At 62.4% G+C, this 20992-nt stretch carries 14 protein-coding genes and 1 pseudogene; 5 read left to right on the forward strand and 10 right to left on the reverse strand.

The window, feature by feature from the left end; translation table 11 throughout:
• Positions 1 to 433: 433 nt before the first annotated feature.
• Positions 434 to 1192 (forward strand): hypothetical protein, encoded by a 759-nt coding sequence (locus tag B0W55_RS13250; RefSeq protein ID WP_175645504.1) that lies wholly within the window; start codon positions 434 to 436, stop codon positions 1190 to 1192.
• 148 nt (positions 1193 to 1340) lie between these two features.
• Here the strand turns inward: B0W55_RS13250 and B0W55_RS31560 are convergent, their stop codons facing one another.
• The 3 genes and pseudogenes from B0W55_RS31560 to B0W55_RS13260 form a co-directional block, all read right to left on the reverse strand.
• Positions 1341 to 2222 (reverse strand): methyl-accepting chemotaxis protein, encoded by an 882-nt coding sequence (locus B0W55_RS31560; protein ID WP_371807268.1) that lies wholly within the window; start codon positions 2220 to 2222, stop codon positions 1341 to 1343.
• Positions 2223 to 2246: 24 nt separating this feature from the next.
• Positions 2247 to 3305, reverse strand: a pseudogene (locus B0W55_RS31565) (HAMP domain-containing protein); the annotation flags it as partial.
• Positions 3306 to 3622: 317 nt separating this feature from the next.
• Entirely contained in the window at positions 3623 to 4384 is a 762-nt protein-coding gene (locus B0W55_RS13260; RefSeq protein ID WP_077046436.1) for an SDR family oxidoreductase, read from the reverse strand.
• A gap of 236 nt (positions 4385 to 4620) precedes the next feature.
• Between B0W55_RS13260 and B0W55_RS13265 the strand changes: the two genes are divergently transcribed.
• On the forward strand, positions 4621 to 5625 hold the full coding sequence (locus B0W55_RS13265) for an NADP-dependent oxidoreductase (RefSeq protein WP_077046437.1): 1005 nt from the start codon (positions 4621 to 4623) through the stop codon (positions 5623 to 5625).
• Between the two features lie 119 nt (positions 5626 to 5744).
• On the opposite strand, the gene pyrF is transcribed toward B0W55_RS13265, so the two are convergent.
• The gene (pyrF, locus tag B0W55_RS13270; protein ID WP_077046438.1) at positions 5745 to 6443 is read right to left on the reverse strand and encodes an orotidine-5'-phosphate decarboxylase; all 699 of its coding nucleotides are present in this window, start codon (positions 6441 to 6443) and stop codon (positions 5745 to 5747) included.
• A gap of 294 nt (positions 6444 to 6737) precedes the next feature.
• Here pyrF and B0W55_RS13275 point away from each other — a divergent pair, with 294 nt between their 5' ends.
• Both B0W55_RS13275 and B0W55_RS13280 read left to right on the forward strand, forming a co-directional pair.
• Positions 6738 to 7496, forward strand: coding sequence for a response regulator (locus tag B0W55_RS13275; protein ID WP_077046439.1), 759 nt, complete (start codon positions 6738 to 6740; stop codon positions 7494 to 7496).
• On the forward strand, positions 7496 to 8548 hold the full coding sequence (locus B0W55_RS13280; protein WP_077046440.1) for a HAMP domain-containing sensor histidine kinase: 1053 nt from the start codon (positions 7496 to 7498) through the stop codon (positions 8546 to 8548). The genes B0W55_RS13275 and B0W55_RS13280 overlap by 1 nt, the downstream gene beginning before the upstream one ends.
• A 120-nt stretch (positions 8549 to 8668) precedes the next feature.
• Here B0W55_RS13280 and B0W55_RS13285 read toward each other — a convergent pair whose 3' ends face one another.
• From B0W55_RS13285 to aceK, 3 genes are all read right to left on the reverse strand, one after another.
• Positions 8669 to 9790, reverse strand: a complete 1122-nt coding sequence (locus B0W55_RS13285; protein WP_077046441.1) for a beta-ketoacyl-ACP synthase III — start codon at positions 9788 to 9790, stop codon at positions 8669 to 8671.
• Between the two features lie 331 nt (positions 9791 to 10121).
• The gene (hrpA, locus tag B0W55_RS13290; RefSeq protein ID WP_077046442.1) at positions 10122 to 14033 is read right to left on the reverse strand and encodes an ATP-dependent RNA helicase HrpA; all 3912 of its coding nucleotides are present in this window, start codon (positions 14031 to 14033) and stop codon (positions 10122 to 10124) included.
• Between the two features lie 111 nt (positions 14034 to 14144).
• Complete coding sequence (gene aceK, locus B0W55_RS13295; RefSeq protein ID WP_077046443.1) at positions 14145 to 15863, reverse strand: bifunctional isocitrate dehydrogenase kinase/phosphatase; 1719 nt, start codon at positions 15861 to 15863, stop codon at positions 14145 to 14147.
• A gap of 157 nt (positions 15864 to 16020) precedes the next feature.
• Between aceK and B0W55_RS13300 the strand changes: the two genes are divergently transcribed.
• Positions 16021 to 16929: a DMT family transporter gene (locus tag B0W55_RS13300; RefSeq protein ID WP_077046444.1), complete on the forward strand. Its 909-nt coding sequence runs from the start codon at positions 16021 to 16023 to the stop codon at positions 16927 to 16929.
• A 104-nt stretch (positions 16930 to 17033) separates the two neighbouring features.
• Here B0W55_RS13300 and B0W55_RS13305 read toward each other — a convergent pair whose 3' ends face one another.
• The 3 genes from B0W55_RS13305 to B0W55_RS13315 are packed head-to-tail and all read right to left on the reverse strand — an operon-like array spanning position 17034 to position 20858.
• Positions 17034 to 18614 (reverse strand): aldehyde dehydrogenase (NADP(+)), encoded by a 1581-nt coding sequence (locus B0W55_RS13305; protein WP_077046474.1) that lies wholly within the window; start codon positions 18612 to 18614, stop codon positions 17034 to 17036.
• A 41-nt stretch (positions 18615 to 18655) separates the two neighbouring features.
• Positions 18656 to 19651: an AraD1 family protein gene (araD1, locus tag B0W55_RS13310; RefSeq protein ID WP_077046445.1), complete on the reverse strand. Its 996-nt coding sequence runs from the start codon at positions 19649 to 19651 to the stop codon at positions 18656 to 18658.
• Positions 19652 to 19682: 31 nt separating this feature from the next.
• The gene (locus tag B0W55_RS13315; RefSeq protein WP_077046446.1) at positions 19683 to 20858 is read right to left on the reverse strand and encodes an L-rhamnonate dehydratase; all 1176 of its coding nucleotides are present in this window, start codon (positions 20856 to 20858) and stop codon (positions 19683 to 19685) included.
• Positions 20859 to 20992 lie beyond the last annotated feature (134 nt).

Consider the following 20992-nt stretch of genomic DNA (forward strand, 5'->3'; position numbering starts at 1 on the left):
CCGCCGTGAAAGGGCGGTGTCCTAGGCCACTAGACGAAGGGGACACACGTACAACATTCACTGCCTGCTTCGTTTCGCTGTGTGCTTTACGCTGCAAGTGGCGCGCATTCTATGGATGGTTTGAGAGGTCGTCAACCCCCTGTTATAAATTTTTTTAAATCAATGACTTGGCCGTGCTTTTCAGCCCCGATCGGGTTTTTCCGTCGCCCGGTGTTTGACGCCTATATTCTGACACCCGCCAAGACGTTATAGTCCACTCCATCAGTGATGGCTATCTGCCTATATGGTGCCAGTATTCATATAAGGACACGCCCGCCGATACAGATTGAGCCACGCTGATCCAGCTCGTCGAGCGGCGCTATGCGCTGATACACCGAGTCACTACACTCGCACGCGAACCTATATAGAAGAGGTCTTACCGGTGACACCACTCATGATCACCCTGCTCGTCGTAGCCGGGATCGCACTCTTGATCGCCATTGGCTACATCAACCATGTAGTGGAAAACAACAAGCTGGAAAGGGCCCGTACCAAGGTTGAACTCAATGACCGCCTGCGTCGTTGCGGCGAGATTACCGAGACGTTCCCTGGTCAGTTGATGACACCGGCACTCAAGCTGCTGTTGGCCCGGCTGGAATTGAATGTCTGCCGGCGTTTGCTCAACCTGGAAAAAACCAGCGCCAATCTCAAGGCGCGCATCGTTGAGCTTGAAGCGTTGGTCGCGCAGGGCGAATCGATCCCGGTCAACAACCCGCCAGCGCCGATCCAGACCGAAGCCAAGGCCAAGGACGTGCGCTTCCTGCTCGAGGCCCTGCACGGCCAGATCACCCGCGCCGCCCAGGACGGCTTCCTGCCGCCCAACGAAGCCAAGCGCTGGATCCGCGAAGTGCGCCACATTCTGGTACTGCTGCATATCGAGTTCTTCAACAACCTCGGCCAGCACTCCCTGCAACAGAATCAGCCCGGTCAGGCGCGTCTGGCGTTCGAGCGCGGCGTGCAATACCTGCGCAAGCAGCAGGAGCCGCAGATCTACGCAGAGCAGCTGGAATACCTGGAAAAACTCCTGGCTCGCGCCAACGATCAGGTCATGGACCGCATCGCCCCTGTGGAAGGCGAGGTGAACCAGTTGACCGAGGGTCTCAAGGATGTAGAGGCGGATGCGGACTGGAAGAAGAAAGTGATCTACGACTGATCAGCGAACACGACAAAGCCACCTTGCAAGGTGGCTTTTTTTGTCCGTTGCCTTTGCAGGAACTTGCTCGCGATGACGGCTCGTCGCTGCATCAATGTCGACCGACACTCAGCCATCGCGAGCAAGCATCGCGCCTGCAGGACAAGGATCACAACCTGAAGTGCCCCACCATCCCCTTCAACTCGACACCCAACTGCGCCAGCTCGATGCTCGACGCCGCATTGCCTTGCATCGCCAACGAAGACTGATCCGCACTGGCACGAATGCTGGTGACGCTGCGATTGATCTCTTCGGCCACCGAACTCTGCTCTTCGGCGGCGGCCGCGATCTGCTGGTTCATCTGCTGAATCAATGACACCGCCGCCGCGATGCTGCCCAGCGCACTTTCCGTCTGCAGCGCATCACTGACCGCCAGTTTGACCAATTCGCCGCTGCTCTGGATCTGCTGCACCGACGTCTGTGCCGCCGAGCGCAGGGCGCTGACCAGGCGTTCGATTTCCTCGGTCGATTGCTGGGTGCGTTTGGCCAGCGCGCGCACTTCATCGGCCACCACGGCAAAACCCCTGCCCTGCTCGCCCGCTCGGGCCGCTTCGATGGCTGCGTTGAGCGCCAACAAATTGGTCTGTTCGGCCACACTCTTGATCACGCTGAGCACCGTGCCGATGTTCTGGATTTCCGCGCTCAGGCTTTCGATGCTGGAACTGGCCGACGTTGCCGAATCCGCCAGTTGCTCGATCCGCGCCATGCTCTGGCGCACCACCAACTGACCGCTTTCGACCTTGCCGTCCGCGGTCTGCGCCGCCACCGCAGCCTCTTCGGCGTTGCGTGCGACATCGTGCACAGTGGCCGTCATCTGGTTCATTGCCGTGGCGACTTGCTCGGTTTCTTCCTTCTGGCTGCTGACTTCGAGGTTGGTCTGCTCAGTCACCGCGGACAACGATTGCGCTGATGAGGCCAATTGTTCGATGCCGGCCTGCAAACCGCTGACGATTTGGCTCAGCCCCGCGCCCATTTGCTGCATGGCCTGCATCAACTGGCCTATTTCGTCGCGACGATTGACTTCGACCGTGCGGCTCAAATCCCCAGAAGCAATCTGCTGCGCCACGCGAATCACGCTACGCAGCGGCCCGACGATCAACCGGGTGATCACCCAGGCGGCAATCAATCCGACCAGCAACGCCAGCGCAGAGGAGCCGATGATCAGCAGTGAGTTCTTCTTCAGTTCGGTCTGCATCGACTGGTCTTCGGCGACATACGCCTGATCGACCCGCTCCATCACCTGAGTCGCCCGTTGATGCAGTTGCTGATAGACGTTTTTTTCCTGTTCCAGCAAACCGGTGTACTCGGCGAGCTTGTCGCTGAAACTGGCGATATGCCCGGTCACTTCATTGAGCACGGTCTGGTAACCCTCATCCTTGACCGTGGTTTTCAGCTGTTCGGCCTGGCCCAGTGCCTGACTGGCCTGTTCGATCTTGCCCTGCGCACCGCTGTCGTCGCCCTTGCGGCTCAGGTCCAGACGCACCCGTGCCTCGTTCATGGCTTGCAACATCAACCGCGATACCTGGCTGACCTGATTGGCCTGCTCGATGAATTGCGCGCCGTCCTTGCCCTCGGAATCCTTGAGGGCATAGGTGCCGTCATCGGCCAGCCCCGCCTGCAGCACATCAAGGTTGTTGGCTACGCTGGACACTGACCAACTGGCCATTTCCAGCGCCAGGTCCTTGGCCTGGCTGAGCGAGACAAACTCGTCAAACGCTTTGCGATAGGCACCGAGCGACTGTTCGACATCACTCATCACCGGCACATTGGCCGACGACCCGGCCTTGAGCTCGTTGGCCAGGGCGATCAAGCCATCGACCCCGTCGTGCAGGGCATCGACAGTCTTCGGATTGCCGCGCAAGGCATATTCCTGCTCCAGCAGGCGGACCTTGAGCAAGCCACTGTTAAGCGACGACATCTGTTTGAGCCCGTCGAAGCGATGGCTGATGGTCTGCAGGGACCAGACGCCGATGACCGCCACCAGAGCGGTCAACAGCAGCACCAGTACGAACCCGACACCCATTTTTTTTGCCATACCGAGGTTGGCAAAACGTCCTTGCACGGCCGAAATCATTGCACCAAGTCCCCCGCCATTATCGATAGCCGCAGATTCGCAATGGGCCTGTGGCAACACAAGTCTCTGGCGTCGGAATAATGGCAAAAAGCTACGCCCACGTCGTTTTCAGAACGCTTGAGGTCGATCCGGAGCGATGGTCTGAAAAAACGCCTGGGCTCGCGGGTCACTCGCGGGATGTGCGACATAACCCTTTGCAACACTACAAAAAAACAGTGGGAGCGGGCTTGCTCGCGAATGCGGTGGGTCAAGCAACATTGATGTTGCTGACACGCCCTCTTCGCGAGCAAGCCCGCTCCCTCAGGTTCGGCGGATGATTAAAACGCAGTGACCCCGCCGTCCACCGCCAGCGAATGCCCGGTGGTGAACGCAGCGCCGTCACTGCACAGGTACAGCACCGCGCTGGCGATTTCCTCGACCTTGCCGATACGGCCTACCGGGTGCATGGCGTTGGCGAATTCGCCCTTCTTCGGATCGGCCTCATAGGCACGACGGAACATGTCGGTGTCGATCACCGCCGGGCAGACCGCATTGACGCGGATTTGTTTCTTGGCGTACTCGATGGCCGCCGATTTGGTCAGGCCGATCACCGCGTGCTTGGAAGCGGCGTAGATGCTCATCTTCGGCGCAGCACCCAGGCCGGCCACCGAAGCGGTGTTGACGATCGCGCCACCGCCCTGGGCCAACAGCAGCGGCAACTGATATTTCATGCACAACCACACGCCCTTGACGTTGACGCCCATGATCGCGTCGAACTCATCAACGGTGCCCTCGGCCAACTTGCCCTTCTCGATCTCGATGCCGGCATTGTTGAAGGCGTAGTCGAGGCGGCCGTAGGTATTGATCACCTCGTCCATCAGATTTTTCACTTCGCTTTCCACCGTCACGTTGCAGCGCACGAAGGTCGCTTCGCCGCCCGCGGTACGAATCAACGCCACCGTGCCTTCGCCGCCCGCGGTGTCCATGTCCGCCACCACCACCTTCAAGCCCTCGGCGGCGAACGCCTGGGCGGTCGCGCGACCGATACCGTTGGCGGCGCCCGTGACTACGACGACCTGGCCGGAAAACGTCATGCTCATTGTTATGTCCTCGAAGAGAAGTGTGCGGGGGATCGCGTTTTCCCAGTCTAGCCACAGCGCCCACCGGCGCGGCAGCACTATCAGAAGGCCGGTTGTGCCCCCATGAGTTGCAGTGATGGAACTGCCCTGCCAACTATCATTGCGCTGGATCAACCTGCATTCGCCGCATCAGCCAAACTTGCGGCATCGCCGTCGAAGGTCTATCTACAAGGCTTCATTCATCTTGAGTGCCTGTCATGACTACCCAGACCAATCGCCAGTTCCTGCTCGCCAAACGTCCTGTCGGCGCGGCCACCCGCGAGACCTTCACCTATCAGGAAGTCCCGGTCGGCGAGCCGGCTGCCGGTCAGATCCTGGTCAAGAATGAATACCTGTCCCTGGACCCGGCCATGCGTGGCTGGATGAACGAGGGCAAGTCCTACATCCCGCCTGTAGGCCTGGGTGAAGTGATGCGAGCGCTGGGTGTGGGAAAAGTCGTGGCGTCCAACAACCCGGGTTTTGCGGTCGGGGACTACGTCAACGGCGCGCTGGGGGTGCAGGATTATTTCCTGGGTGAGCCGCGGGGCTTCTACAAGGTCGATCCCAAATTGGCGCCTCTGCCGCGCTACCTGTCCGCCCTGGGCATGACCGGCATGACCGCTTACTTCGCCCTGCTCGATGTGGGCGCACCCAAGGCCGGCGAGACCGTGGTGCTGTCAGGCGCCGCCGGTGCGGTGGGCAGCATTGCCGGGCAAATTGCCAAGATCAAGGGTTGCCGGGTGGTGGGGATCGCCGGTGGCGCGGACAAGTGCCGTTTCCTGATCGACGAACTGGGGTTTGACGGCGTCATCGACTACAAGAACGAAGACGTCATCGCCGGCCTCAAGCGTGAATGCCCGAAAGGCGTCGATGTGTATTTCGACAACGTCGGTGGCGACATCCTCGACGCCGTGTTGAGCCGCCTGAACATGAAGGCGCGGGTAGTGATCTGCGGCGCCATCAGCCAGTACAACAACAAGGAGGCGGTCAAGGGCCCGGCCAACTACCTGTCGCTGCTGGTGAACCGCGCGCGGATGGAAGGCTTCGTAGTGATGGATTACGCCTCGCAGTTCGCCGCTGCCGGGCAGGAAATGGCCGGCTGGATGGCCAAGGGACAACTCAAGAGCAAGGAAGACATTGTCGAAGGCCTGGAGACCTTCCCGGAGACGCTGATGAAATTGTTCAGCGGGGAGAATTTCGGCAAGTTGGTGCTCAAGGTCTGACACCAACACTGTGGGAGCGGGCTTGCTCGCGAATGCGGTGGGTCAAGCAACATTGCTGTTGCCCGACACGCCCTCTTCGCGAGCAAGCCCGCTTCCACATCTGGACGGTCGGTATCAGATCAGGCCAGTTCGGCCACTACCGAAGCCAACGCCTGTGCCGGATCCGCCGCCTGGCTGATCGGACGGCCGATCACCAGATAATCGGACCCGGCTTCCAACGCCTGACGCGGGGTCAGGATGCGGCGCTGGTCGTCCTGGGCGCTGCCCGTCGGACGAATCCCCGGGGTCACCAGTTGCAGCGACGGGTGCGCCGATTTCAGGGCCTGGGCTTCCAGGGCCGAGCACACCAGACCGTCCATCCCGGCTTTTTGCGCCAGTGCCGCCAGGCGCAACACTTGTTCTTGCGGCTCGATATCCAGTCCGATACCCGCCAGGTCCTCACGCTCCATGCTGGTGAGCACGGTCACGCCGATCAGCAACGGCTGCGGGCCGCTGCGCTTGTCCAGCACTTCACGGCAGGCCGCCATCATGCGCAGGCCGCCGGAGCAGTGCACGTTGACCATCCACACGCCCATTTCCGCGGCGGCCTTGACGGCCATGGCGGTGGTGTTGGGAATGTCGTGGAACTTGAGGTCCAGAAACACTTCGAAGCCCTTGTCGCGCAGGGTGCCGACGATTTCCGACGCGCAACTGGTGAACAATTCCTTGCCGACTTTGACCCGGCACAGTTTCGGGTCCAACTGATCGGCCAGCTTCAGTGCGGCGTCACGGGTGGGGAAATCCAGGGCGACGATGATAGGAGTCTGGCAGGCGGACATGAGCGGGCTCTCAAGGCAAGTCGAAATCGGCGCGCATTGTAGCGGAACCAGCGCCGCTGGGGGACCCGATGATCGGTAAATCGTCGAGAACGCTCAGGCAAGCCTAGCCCTTGAGGCCATTGTGTCGAGGCCGATACATAGCGGACACGCCCACAACACCCCGCCCCGCTACCCTCCCTGGCCGCAACATGTCCCTGCAGCACTTCCCGCCTCCGGGCCGGACGCCTATGCTGGAACCACCACCTCGCAGCCTATCTTTGTGGTTGGCAGCCAACCTGGCAGATGAACGCACGCATGCACAACACCCACGCCCCTGTGAACGATGATCAAAAAGCGCCCAGCGATGACAAGCGCTGGAACATTCGCGCCCTGATCGTCGACGATGACGTCCCGATCCGTGAACTGATGATCGACTACCTGGCCCGTTTCAATATCCACGCCAGCGGCGTCACCGATGGCGCCGCCATGCGCCAGGCCCTGCAGGCGGAGCACTTCGACGTGGTGGTGCTGGACCTGATGCTGCCCGGCGAAGACGGCCTGTCGCTGTGTCGCTGGCTGCGCGCCGAGTCGGACATCCCGATCCTGATGCTGACCGCCCGTTGCGAACCCACCGACCGCATCATCGGCCTGGAACTGGGCGCCGACGATTACATGGCCAAGCCGTTCGAGCCCCGGGAACTGGTGGCGCGGATCCAGACCATTCTGCGCCGGGTGCGCGATGACCGCAGCGAGCAACGGGCGAACATCCGCTTCGACAATTGGCGACTCAACAGCGTGCTGCGCCAGTTGATCGCCGCCGATGGCCTGGTGGTGCCGCTGTCGAACGCCGAATTCCGCCTGTTGTGGGTGTTCATCGAACGTCCGCGCCGGGTGCTGAGCCGTGAGCAATTGCTCGATGCTGCCCGAGGCCGGTCGATCGAGGCCTTTGATCGCAGCATCGACCTGCTGGTGTCGCGCCTGCGGCAGAAACTCGGTGATGATCCCAAGGCACCGCAACTGATCAAGACCGTGCGTGGCGAAGGCTATCTGTTCGACGCCCGAGACATCGGTTGATGCGCGGGCGCTTCGATACGCTGTTCGGCCGGCTGTTTGGCGTACTGCTGATCGCGATCATCCTGGCGCACCTGCTGGCCTTTGCCTGGTTTCACTACTACGGCCCACCGCCGCCTCCGCCGCAACCGCCGCAATACACCGAAAACTTCGACGGCCAGCGCCCGCCTCCGGACCCGCGGTTCACCCCTCGGCCGCCCCGGCCATGGTTTGGCGGGCCGGTGGTGCCGCTGACCTTTCAATTGATCTCACTGATCATTGCCGCCTGGTACGGCGCCAAACTGCTGAGCCGGCCGATCCAACGCCTGAGCGACGCCGCCGAGCGTCTCAGCGAGGACCTCAACAGCGCGCCACTGGAAGAGTCCGGCCCACGGGAAGCGCGGCAAGCGGCCAACACCTTCAACAAGATGCAGCGGCGCATCATCGAGCAGGTCAAACAGCGCTCGCGCATGCTCGGTGCCGTGTCCCACGACCTGCGCACACCGCTGTCGCGACTCAAGTTGCGGCTGGAGCAGATCGGTGACGACAAGCTTCAGGGCCAGATGCGCCAAGACCTGGACGACATGATCAGCATGCTCGACGCCACCCTCACGTATCTGCACGAGCAGCGCACCAGTGAGGCGCCGCAGTGGATGGACGTGCAGGCGCTGGTGGAGTCCCTGAGCGAGAACGCCCAGGACCAGGGCGCCGATGTCCAGGCCAGCGGCCATTGTGTGCCGCTGCAGGTACAACCGATGGCCTTGCGCTCCTGCGTCAACAACCTGCTGGACAATGCCCTGCGTTATGCCGGGCAGGCATCGATCACCCTGGAAGATCATCGGGAGCAGTTATTGATCAGGGTCATCGACCACGGGCCGGGCATCGCAGCGGAGCAACGCGAAGCGGTGTTCGAACCCTTCTTCCGCCTGGAAGGCTCACGCAACCGCAACTCCGGTGGCGTCGGCCTGGGCATGACCATTGCGCGGGAAGCGGCGCAACGGATGGGCGGGCAATTGAGCCTGGAAGAAACCCCGGGGGGCGGGCTCACCGCGGTCATTCGCCTGCCACGAGCCTGAGTTCACAGACACCCAATGTGGGAGCGGGCTTGCTCGCGAAAGCGGTGGGTCAGTCGATTTTGATGTCGACTGACACGCCCTCTTCGCGAGCAAGCCCGCTCCCACAGGGTAAAGCGCGAATCAGCGCTTGCGCAGGATCACGCTACCGATCGAGTAGCCAGCACCGAACGAGCTGAGCACCGCCAGCGAGCCGGCCGGCAAGTCGTCCTGGTTCTTGTGGAACGCGATCACGGAACCGGCGGAGCTGGTGTTGGCGTAGGTGTCGAGGATCACCGGGGCTTCCTGCTCGGTGGCGTCGCGGCCCAGCAGTTTCTTGACGATCAGGTGGTTCATGCTGAGGTTGGCCTGGTGCAGCCAGAAGCGCTTCACGTCGCTGACGTTGAGCTGATTCTCTTCCAGGTGCTGGCCGATCAGTTCGGCGACCATCGGGCAGACTTCCTTGAACACCTTGCGCCCTTCCTGGACGAACAGCTTGTCCTTGGCGCCGATGCCCTCTTCCGCTGCGCGGTTGAGGAAGCCGAAGTTGTTGCGGATGTTGTTGGAGAACTTGGTCAGCAGTTTGGTGCTGACGATGTCGAACTGGTACTTGGACGTGGCCTGGTCGGCGCGCTCGATGATCACCGCGGTGGCGGCGTCGCCGAAGATGAAGTGGCTGTCGCGGTCGCGGAAGTTCAGGTGACCGGTGCAGACTTCCGGGTTGACCATCAGGATCGCCCGGGCCTGACCCAGTTGAACGCTGTTGGCAGCAGCCTGAATGCCGAAGGTGGCCGAAGAACAGGCCACGTTCATGTCAAAACCGAAACCCTGGATGCCCAGCGCTTCCTGGACTTCGATGGCGATGGCCGGGTAGGCGCGTTGCAGGTTGGAGCAGGCAACGATCACACCGTCTATGTCGGCGGCGGTCTTGCCGGCACGCTGCAGGGCTTGTTCGGCAGCACCGATGGCCATCTGGCACAGCACCGACCATTCGTCGTTGGAACGCTCCGGCAAGCGGGGCGCCATGCGTTGCGGGTCGAGAATGCCTTCCTTGTCCATGACAAAGCGGCTCTTGATGCCGGACGCTTTTTCGATGAACGCGGCGCTGGACTCGGTCAAGGCTTCGACTTCACCGCGCGCGATGGCGTCGGCGTTGTCGGCGTTGAATTGCGCCACGTAGGTATTGAAAGACTGCACCAGTTCTTCGTTGGAAATGCTGTTGGCTGGTGTGTAAAGGCCGGTGCCGCTGATGACGACGTTATGCATGGTCGTGTCTCTAATCTGTTCAGGCAGAAAGCATTGGCACCGACGTACCAATACACAAAGGGTCTATTCCCATCCGAGGGGGACGCAAACCTGGCGTCGCTTTATTCCGGCACGCGACCTGGCCGAAGGCTCTGGATCGGGAAACCGGCGTTTATGGTCGCGAAGTTTGCCATAAACCTTGGGTTTTGGCGCCTTTTGAACAAACACCGCGCAACCCTGTGGAAGCGGGCTTGCTCGCGAAGGCGCTGCGTCAGCCTCCAGATTCGTTATCTGACACACCGCCTTCGCGAGCACGTCGAATCGTCGCACCGCCGCTCCCACAGGGATTGTGCTATGCCTCTACCTGACTCCACTGCTTGCTCAGGCGCTTGTCGGAGATCGGCACCTTGGTCCCCAGTTGCTGGGCGAACAGCGACACCCGGTACTCCTCCAGCCACCAGCGATACAACTCCAGCTGCGGATCGCGCTTGCCTTCCTGGGCGTGCTTGCTGGCGCGGGCCTGGTATTGGGTCCACAACCCCGTCAACTCGCCACTCCACACCCGGTCGCGCTGAACCTGAGCGCCGATTTTCTCGAACCGTTGCTCGACCGCTTTCAGGTAGCGCGGCAGCTCCTTGAGCCATTGCATCGGCGTTTCGCGGACAAAACCCGGATACACCAGGTGGCTGAGTTGCTGCTTGATGTCGTTCAGGGCCACGGCTTGCGCCAGGTCGATCTTGCCCTTGAAGCGCTTTTGCAGGCCATGCCAGAGCTTGAGGATTTCCAGGGTCAGCTTCGCCAGGCGCTCGGCGTGTTCGGTCCAGGCGCCACGCTTGCGCTCGGCCAGCGACGCCAGCCCGGCGCCATCCCGGGGCAGCGGGTCTTCGCCGTCGAGAATGCAGCTGTCGAGGCTGGCCAGCAGAATGTCTTCCACCAGCGCGTCGACCCGGCCCATGTCGCGATACAAAAGGCCCAGTTCAGTCAGGCCCGGGAGCTTGCCACGCAGGAACTTCGCCGGTTCCGCCAGTTGTTGCAGCAACAGGCGCTGCAAGGCACGACGGTGCTGGAACTCGGCCTCGGCCGGGGTCGAGAACCGCCCTTCCTTGACTGTACCGCTCTCCTCCACCAGTGCCGGATACACCGTCATCGACAGCCCGGCAATCTTCTGCTGGGTTTTCTCGGCCACGGCGGCAAACACTTTCGGCTCCACCGGCTGCTGGCTTTTCGCAGTTTGCGGCACGGCCAGGGCAGCCTGGCTGGCCTCGGCAAAGCGCGCGGTCAACTCCGCCAGATCACGCCCCTCGCCGAGGAACTTGCCTTGGGCGTCGACGATTTCCAGGTTCATGCGCAGGTGGCTTTCCACCTGCTGCGCCGCTTCGGCCCAGGCTTCATCGCTGACCCGGGCACCGGTCATGCGCAGCAACTCACGGCCCAGGGCCTGGGGCAGCGAGCCCTCGGCGAAATTCATGCGTTGCAGCGCGGCCTTGACGAAGTCCGGCACCGGCACGAAGTTCTTGCGCAGGGCCTTGGGCAGGTTGCGCACCAGGGCAATGCACTTGGCTTCGATGATACCCGGCACCAGCCATTCCAGGCGCTCTGGCGGCAGCATCGGCAGCAGCGGCGCCGGTACGCGCAGGGTCACGCCGTCCCGTGGATGGTTGGGTTCGAAGTGGTAACTCAGCGCCAGTTCCAGATCGCCGATGTGCAGGGTGTCCGGGTAATGCTGGGCGGTGATTTCACTGGCCTCGCGGGCCAGCACGTCTTCTTCGCGCATGATCAGCAGCTGCGGGTCTTTCTGGCTGTTGATCCGGTACCAACTGTCGAACGTCGCGGTCTGGTGGATCTCCGCCGGCAACCGTGCGTCGTAGAAGGCGAACAGGGTTTCTTCGTCGGCGAGAATATCGCGGCGGCGGGCCTTGGCTTCCAGTTCGTCGAGCTGCTCCAGTAGCCGCGCATTGGCCGCCAGGCACTTGGCCTTGGATTGGATCTCGCCGCGCACCAGGCCTTCGCGGATGAACAGTTCGCGGGACACCACCGGGTCCACCGGGCCGTAATGCACGGGCCGACGCCCGACCACGATCAGGCCGAACAGGGTGATCTGCTCGAAGGCCACGACCTGGCCGCGCTTCTTCTCCCAATGGGGCTCGAAGTGGTTTTTCTTGATCAGGTGCCCGGCCAGCGGCTCGATCCAGTCGGCGTCGATCTTGGCCACCATCCGCGCATACAGCTTGGTGGTTTCCACCAGTTCGGCGGTCATCAGCCATTGCGGGCGTTTCTTGCCGATGCCCGAGGACGGGTGAATCCAGAAGCGCCGCTGACGGGCGCCCAGGTAATCACCGTCCTCGGTCTTCTGACCGATCTGGCTGAGCAGGCCCACCAGCACCGCTTTGTGCAGTTTCGGGTAATCCGCCGGCTCTTTGTTCAGGCTCAGCTGCATGTCACGGCAGATCAGGCTCAACTGGCGATGGGAATCACGCCATTCGCGCAGGCGCAGGTAATTCAGGAAATTCTTGCGGCACCAGTTGCGCAGCGGGCTGGCGGTCAGCGCCTGGCGCTGCTCCTCGAAGCCGCGCCACAGATTGACCAGCCCGGCGAAGTCCGAGTCGGCATCCTTCCATTGCGCGTGGGCCTGGTCGGCCGCTTGTTGACGCTCCGGCGGGCGCTCGCGCGGGTCCTGGATCGACATGGCGCTGGCAACGATCAGCACCTCCTGCAGGCTGCCGAGCTTAGCCGCTTCGAGCAGCATGCGACCCATGCGCGGGTCCACCGGCAGACGCGCCAATTGCCGGCCGAGCGGGGTCAACTGGCTGTTGCGGTCCACCGCCGACAGCTCTTGCAGCAAGTTGTAGCCGTCGCTGATGGCCTTGCCGTCCGGCGGCTCGATGAACGGGAACGCTGTGACCTCGCCGAGGCGCAGGTGCAGCATTTGCAGAATAACGGCGGCCAGGTTGGTCCGCAGGATTTCCGGATCGGTGAATTCCGGGCGACCGAGGAAATCCTCTTCGCTGTACAGGCGCACGCAGATGCCTGGCTCCACCCGCCCGCATCGACCTTTGCGCTGGTTGGCACTGGCCTGGGAAATCGCTTCGATGGGCAGGCGCTGGACCTTGGCCCGGTAGCTGTAGCGGCTGATGCGCGCGGTGCCGCTGTCGATCACATAACGAATGCCTGGCACGGTCAGCGAGGTTTCCGCGACGTTGGTCGCCAGCACCACGCGACGCCCCGGGTGCGACTGGAAAATCCGTTGCTGCTCGGCCGGCGACAACCGCGCGTACAACGGCAGGATTTCGGTGTGCTTGAGCTGGGCCTTGCGCAGCATCTCGGCGGCGTCGCGAATCTCCCGTTCACCGGGCAGGAACACCAGCACATCGCCCGGGCTGCGGCGCTCGCTGCGTTCATAGGCGGCGATTTCGTCGAGGGTGGCGAGAATCGCCTGATCCACCGTCAGGTCGTCCTCGACGCGGTTGCCCTCCTCGTCCTGCTCCAGGGTCAGTGGGCGATACCAGGTCTCCACCGGGAAGGTGCGACCGGATACTTCGACAATCGGCGCGTCATCGAAATGCTTGGAGAAGCGTTCCAGGTCGATGGTCGCCGAGGTGATGATGACTTTCAGGTCCGGACGGCGCGGCAGCAGGGTTTTCAGGTAGCCGAGCAGGAAGTCGATGTTGAGGCTGCGTTCGTGAGCCTCGTCGACGATGATCGTGTCGTAGCGTTCCAGGTAGCGGTCGTTCTGGGTTTCCGCCAGCAGGATGCCGTCGGTCATCAGTTTGATCAGGGTGTTGGAATCGCTCTGATCCTCGAACCGCACCTGATAGCCGACCAGTGCGCCCAAGGGTGTTCCCAACTCCTCGGCGACCCGGCTGGCGACGCTGCGCGCGGCAATCCGCCGTGGCTGGGTGTGGCCTATCAGACCATGCTGGCCACGACCGATTTCCAGGCAGATCTTCGGCAACTGGGTGGTTTTGCCCGAGCCGGTTTCGCCGGCGATGATCAGCACCTGATGCTTTTCCAGCGCTTTTTTGATTTCGTCGCGCTTGGCGGCGATCGGCAGGCTGTCGTCGTAACGAATCACCGGCAGGCTGGCACGCCGCGCCAGCACCTGATCACAGGACGCCTGCATCCGCGCCACCCACTGCGCCAGCTTGGCTTCGTCGGGCTTCTTGCGCAGCTCAAGCAACTGCCGCCGCAGCCGGTGGCGGTCGGCGAGCATGGCGTGATCGAGGTTTTTCAGCAGTTTGTCGATGGAGGGCGATTCGTCGGTCATCGGGGGTGCAATTCGGTCGTCTAGTGGCGCAGGTTGCCGATTGTCGCAGAAAAGCTGCATCGAGCACGACTGGGACGCGCTTTTGTGGTGAGGGGGTTGCACTCAGGACCGCTATTCGCTGTCCAGCCCCTTGCGGCGATACGGGAACACGTCGATCACCTTGCCCGCCCGAATCGCCTCTTGCAGGCTTTTCCAGTAGTCGGCGTTGTACAACTCGCCGTGCAACCGGTCGAACAACTTGCGCTGCCCGGCATCGGCGAACAGGAACGGTGGGAACTCCTCGGGGAACACGTCCAGCGGTCCGATCGAGTACCAGGGCTCGGAGGCCATTTCGTCCTCGGGCGTGCGCGGTGCCGGGATGTGGCGGAAGTTGGCTTCGGTGAGGAAGCAGATCTCGTCGTAGTCGTAGAACACCACCCGGCCGTGACGGGTGACGCCGAAGTTTTTCAGCAGCATGTCGCCGGGGAAAATGTTCGCCGCCGCCAGTTGCTTGATCGCCAGGCCATAATCGTCCAGCGCCTCGTGGATCTGCGCTTCATTGGCGTTTTCCAGGTACAGGTTAAGCGGGGTCATGCGCCGTTCGGTCCAGCAGTGGCGGATCAGCACCGTGTCGCCCTCCACCGACACCGTGGACGGCGCCACCTCCAGCAACTCCTCCAGGCACGCCGGATCGAACTTGCCCAGCGGGAAACGGAAGTCGGCGAATTCCTGGGTATCGGCCATGCGCCCCACCCGATCGACACTTTTCACCAGCCGATACTTCTCGATCACCGTGGCGCGGTCGACGTTCTTCGACGGCGAGAAACGGTCCTTGATGATTTTGAATACGGTGTTGAACCCCGGCAGGGTGAACACGCTCATCACCATGCCGCGCACGCCCGGAGCCATGATGAACTGGTCATCGGTGTTGGCCAGGTGATTGATCAGCGCCCGATAGAACTCTGACTTGCCGTGCTTGTAAAAGCCGATGGAAGTGTACAGCTCGGCGATGTGCTTGCCCGGCAGGATGCGCTTGAGGAAGCCGATGAACTCCGCCGGCACCGGCACATCCACCATGAAATACGAACGGGTGAACGAGAAGATGATCGACACGTCGGCTTCGTCGGTGATCAGCGCATCGATCTGGATCCCGCGACCCTCCTGGTGCAGCAAGGGGATCGCCAGCGGCCATTGCTCATCGGCGGTGTAGATGCGCCCCACCAGGTACGCGCCCTTGTTGCGGTAGAGCACCGAAGAGAACAGCTCGACGCTCAGTTCCGGGTCCTTGCACACCCAGTCCGGCAGGTTCTCGCGCAACTGCGCCTCAAGGCGCTTGAGGTCGCCGGGCAGGTCGGCGTACGCCTCGCTGAAGCGGTAATCGGCAAAGATGCTGGCCAGCATGCCCGACAACTGGCCCTGGGGTTTGTAGGTGCGGGTTTGTGCGGCCCGGGCCCGGCGCAGGCTCGGCCGGGTGGTGTGGATGAACATGCAGCCGTCGCTGATCAGGTCATGGCTGAACAGCCCGCAGAAAATCGAGTTGTACCAAGTCTCGGACAGCTCATCGTCGAAACGCAGGTCGATCAGGCTGATGTAGGCGCTTTTGACCAGCGGCCAACAGCTGGCGTCCAGGGTGTCGGCGTCGAACGCGATGCGCAGCCGCCCCACCGTTTCGCTGACTTTCTCTTCGTACAGATTGATCCGCGCCGCCGACGCCGATTGCGTCTCCTGCCACTTGGCCTGTTCAAAACGGGCGCGGGCGCCGTCGGTGATCTGGCGGAAATGCTCGCGGTAGTCGTCAAAGCCGTCGAGGATCAAGCGGGCGATGTCGGCGGCTGGCCAATGCTGCGGCATGGTGAGACCTCTGCGGGAATTCGTGAGCCCTGAGCTTAGCCAGTGAAGCGGGTGCAGGAGAAGTGTAATTTTTCCAGCGAATTGAATGCCCGTTTTCCGGTTGCCATCGATCCGGCGCTCGGCAACACTCTCGTCCCGATCAAGCCAGGAGCGCACCGTGAACCCCGTCGATTTATTCAGATTACTGTCGCTGGCGGCCATTTGGGGGGCGAGTTTCCTGTTCATGCGCATCATCGCCCCGGTGATTGGCACGATCCCCACCGCATTTTTTCGCGTGTCCATCGCCGCCGCCGGGTTGCTGGTGATTCTCGGGCTGATGCGCATCAACTGGGATTTCAAGGGCAAGCTCAAGACCGTCATGTTGCTCGGGGTGATCAACTCCGGCATCCCGGCAACCCTCTACTCGGTGGCCGCGCAGGTACTGCCCGCCGGTTATTCGGCGATTTTCAACGCCACCACGCCGCTGATGGGCGTATTGATCGGTGGTCTGTTCTTCCATGAAAAACTCACCGCTGCCAAGCTGGGGGGCGTGTTCCTCGGATTGTTCGGCGTCGGCGTGCTGACCCGCGCCGGTCCGGTGGCGTTCGATCTGCAGCTGCTGATGGGCGCCGTCGCATGCTTGCTGGCGACCACCTGTTACGGTTTCGCCGGGTTCCTCGCCCGCCGCTGGCTGGATCAGGCCGGCGGGCTCGACAGCCGACTGTCGGCGCTGGGCAGCATGCTGGGGGCGACGCTGTTCCTGTTGCCGCTGTTCGGCTACAGCGTGATCACCCAGCCACCGGCGAGCTGGGGCGGATTGAATGTCTGGCTGTCGTTGCTGGGGTTGGGCCTGATGTGCACCGCGTTTGCCTACATCATCTACTTCCGCCTGCTCAGTTCGGTCGGGCCGGTGAAATCGATGACCACGACCTTCCTGATCCCACCGTTCGGGGTGTTGTGGGGGGCGATGTTTCTGGGTGAGCCGCTGTCGATGGCGCACATATATGGCGGGGTGTTGATTGCGGTGGCGTTGTGGCTGGTGCTGAAGCCGGCGGGGGTGAAAGTGGCAGAGGTCATAGCCAAATAGATTGGCGGTGGTGCCGATGACGCCTTCGCGAGCATGCCCCCTCCCACAGGGATTGCGCTCAACCTGTGGGAGCGGGCTTGCTCGCGAAGAGGCCGGCTCAGACGCTACAAAGCCGACTGACTCACCTCCCCATCCACCAACCGCCGAATCCCCAGCGGATTGCTGTTCTGCAAGGCTTCGGGCAGCAATGCATCCGGGTAGTTCTGGAAGCACACCGGCCGCAGGAAGCGGTCGATGGCCAGGGTGCCGACCGAGGTGCCCCGGGCATCGGAGGTCGCCGGATACGGCCCACCATGCACCATCGCCTCACACACCTCGACCCCGGTCGGATAACCATTGAGCAAAATCCGCCCAACCTTCTCCTGCAGCATTTCCGCCAGCCAGCGGTACTCCAGCAACTCCTCGGGCTCACCGATCAAGGTCGCCGTCAGCTGTCCACGCAAGCCGTGCAGGACCTGCGCCAATTGCGCCCGGCTCTCGACCTCAATGACGATGGTGGTCGGCCCGAACACCTCTTCCTGAAGCAATTCATCGCCCTTGAGCAGCAGGCTGACATCCGCCTTGAACACCTGCGGCTGCGCCTGATTGCCCTGCTGCGGTTTGCCCGCCAGGTGCGTCAGGCCCGGATGTTCGTGCAGATCGCCCAGGCCCCGGCTGTAGCTGGCCAGCGCGCCGGCATTGAGCATGGTCTGCGCCGGTTGCTGGTTCATGCTGGCGCAAAAGGTTTGCACAAAGCTGCTGAACTGAGGCGAACGCAAGCCGATCACCAGGCCCGGGTTGGTGCAGAACTGGCCACAGCCCAAGGTCACCGAACCGGCCAGTTGCGCCGCGATCTGCTCGCCTCGAACCTTGAGCGCTTCGGGCAGCAGGAACACCGGGTTGATGCTCGACATCTCGGCGAACACCGGTATCGGTTGCGGTCGGGTCGCCGCCATGTGGCTCAAGGCATTGCCGCCCTTGAGCGAGCCGGTAAAACCCACCGCCTGAATCGCCGGGTGCTTGACCAGCCACTCGCCGACGCCGCCGCCATAAATCATGTTGAACACACCGGCCGGCATCCCGCTGCGCTCGGCGGCGCGGATGATCGCGTCCGCGATCCATTCAGCGGTTGCCATGTGTCCGCTGTGAGCCTTGAACACCACAGGGCAACCGGCGGCCAGCGCCGACGCGGTATCGCCACCGGCGGTGGAGAATGCCAGGGGAAAGTTGCTGGCACCGAACACCGCCACCGGCCCCAGAGCGATGCGGTACTGGCGCAAATCCGGACGCGGCAAGGGCTGACGATCAGGCATGGCGCGGTCGATTCGCGCACCGTAAAAATCCCCCCGCCGCAGGACCTTGGCGAACAGCCGAAGCTGACCGCTGGTACGTCCGCGCTCGCCTTGGATTCGGCCCGCCGGCAGCGCCGTTTCCCGGCACACGGTGGCAACGAAATCATCGCCCAGCGCGTCGATCTCATCGGCGATGGCGTCGAGGAACACCGCGCGTTTTTCCGCACTCAGGTTGCGGTAAACCGGGTAGGCCGCAGCGGCGGCCTTGGCAGCGGCGTCCACTTCCGCCTCGCTGGCCTGGAAGAACCGGGCCGGCAAGGGTTCACCGGTGGTGGCGTCCAGGCTTTGCAGTTGCACGGTGCCGTTGGCGCTGCGCCGCCCGCCGATGTAGTTGTGTCCCAGTAATGTGCTCATGAAGGTTTCCCGGCCGGCCAACAGCGCCGGCGATTGAAGATTCAAAGCGCCCGCACCTGACCGATCGCCAGTGGCTGGGCACTCTCGCCGATACCGTTTTCCAGCGGCGCGCCGAATTCGTCGAGGCTGATCTGGAAGCGATCCCCCGGACGGGTTTTCACTCCGTCGGCAAACGACAGCGTGGCGGTGCCGAAGTAGTGCACGTGCACGTCGCCGGGGCGCAGGAACTGCGCGTACTTGAAGTGATGGAATTCGAGGTTGGCGAGGCTGTGGCACATGTTGTCTTCACCGCTGAGAAACTCCTTCTCCCAGAGGGTTTCGCCATTGCGCGTGATACGGCTGGTGCCGGCCAAATGCCGCGGCAATTCCCCCACCCGCAGTTCCGGACCATAGGCACAGCAACGCAGTTTCGAATGGGCCAGGTACAGGTAGTTGCGCCGTTCCATGACATGGTCGGAAAACTCGTTGCCCAAGGCGTAACCGAGGCGGTACGGCTGGCCGTCATCGCCGATCACATAGAGCCCGGTCAGCTCCGGCTCCTCGCCCGCATCCTCTGCAAATGGCGGCACCGGGAAATCCGCGCCGGGACGCACGACGATGCTGCCGTCGCCCTTGTAGAACCACTCCGGTTGCGCACCGACCTGCCCGGCCGCCGGTTTGCCGCCCTCCAGGCCCCACTTGAAGATGCGCATGGTGTCGGTCATGCCGGCTTCCACCGCGCCGTCCTGCTGGTGCATCTTGTCCCGGGCCGAGGCGCTGCCCAGATGGGTCAGGCCAGTGCCGCTGATCAGGCAATGGGCCGGATCCTCGTGGTCCAGCGGCGGCAGGACCTGGCCCTGCTGCAACAGCTGTGCGTAATCCGGGCCCGGTTCGGTGCCGCGCAAGGCGACCTCCTCTTGCAGGCTGCGTTGGGCGCGAATTGCCGCCAGTGCCAGTTCCCGGGTGCTGCGGGTGTCTTTCAGCACTTGAACCTGTGAGCCTTCAACCAGGCCAACCTGGCGCTCACCGGCAGTGTTTTCAAATTGAATCAGGCGCATGTCGGCCCTCCGGAAAGTCGTGGACCCAGGGTCACTCGATGATGTTGAAGTCGCTCAGGTATTCATCGGAGATTTCCAGGCCCAGGCCCGGCTTGTGGTCATCGAGTTGGATGTAGCCATTGACCGGTTGCGGCTCGCCCTTGAACACGTAGTAGAACAGTTCGTTGCCAACTTCGACATCGAACACCGGGAAGAACTCGGCCATCGGCGAGGCGGTGGTGGACATGGTCAGATGGTAGTTGTGCATCTGCCCGGCGTGGGGGATGACGGGCACCGACCAGGCCTCGGCCATGGCGTTGATCTTGCGCGCTGCGGTGATGCCGCCGACGCGGTTGGTGTCGTACTGGATCACGTCGACCGCGCGGCGCTCCAGCAAGTCCTTGAAGCCGTAAGAGGTGAATTCGTGCTCGCCGCCGGAGATCGGCATGATCCCCATTTTCTTCAGTTCGACGTAGCCTTCGATGTCATCGGCGATCACCGGTTCTTCGAGCCAGCGCGGTTCGAACTCCGCCAGTTTAGGCAACATGCGCCGGGCGTATTCCAGGGTCCAGCCCATGTAGCACTCGAGCATGATGTCGACGTCCGGGCCGGCCAGTTCACGCAGGGCGCGCACTTGTTCGATGTTCTTGCGCATGCCGGCCGGGCCGTCTTTCGGGCCGTAGCCGAAGCGCATTTTCAGGGCGGTGAAACCCTGGCTCAGGTAGCCCTGGGCCTCTTCGAGGAACAGGTCCAGGTTGTCGTTGGCGTAGAGCTTGGAGGCGTAGGTCCAGATCTTTTCCTTGGTGCGCCCGCCCAGCAGCTTGAACACCGGTTTGTTGACCGCTTTGCCCATGATGTCCCAGATCGCGATGTCGATCGCCGAGATCGCCGCCATGCCGATGCCTTTGCGGCCCCAGGCGTGGCTCTGGCGGTACATTTTCTGCCAGATGTATTCGTTGTCGAACGGGTCTTCACCGATGGCGATCGGGGCCAGGTAGGTGTCGATGATTTCCTTGGCCACACGGGGCGCCAGGGCGCAGTTGCCGATCCCGACCAGGCCGTTGTCGGTCTCGACTTCCACCACCAGCCAGCCGTGGAAACGGAACGAGCCCATGGCATCGCCGCGCTCGAACAGGATGTCGCTGGCGTTGGTGCAGAAGTGCGCTTGAGGCGGGACGACTTTGCCTTTCCACTCGAAGACGCGGGTACGGATGGCTTTGATTTTCATGGGTACGGATTCCTTGCGCTGCCGGTTTCTTGTAGTTGTGTGAGTCGCTGCGCAGAACCGTAGATAGGGGCGGTGCCGGGCATTCGATGGACCGACTTTAGCCAGCGGTCGGGGGGTGCGGATAATCACTTATG

This window comes from Pseudomonas sp. KK4 (genome assembly GCF_001984065.1).
GTDB lineage: Bacteria > Pseudomonadota > Gammaproteobacteria > Pseudomonadales > Pseudomonadaceae > Aquipseudomonas.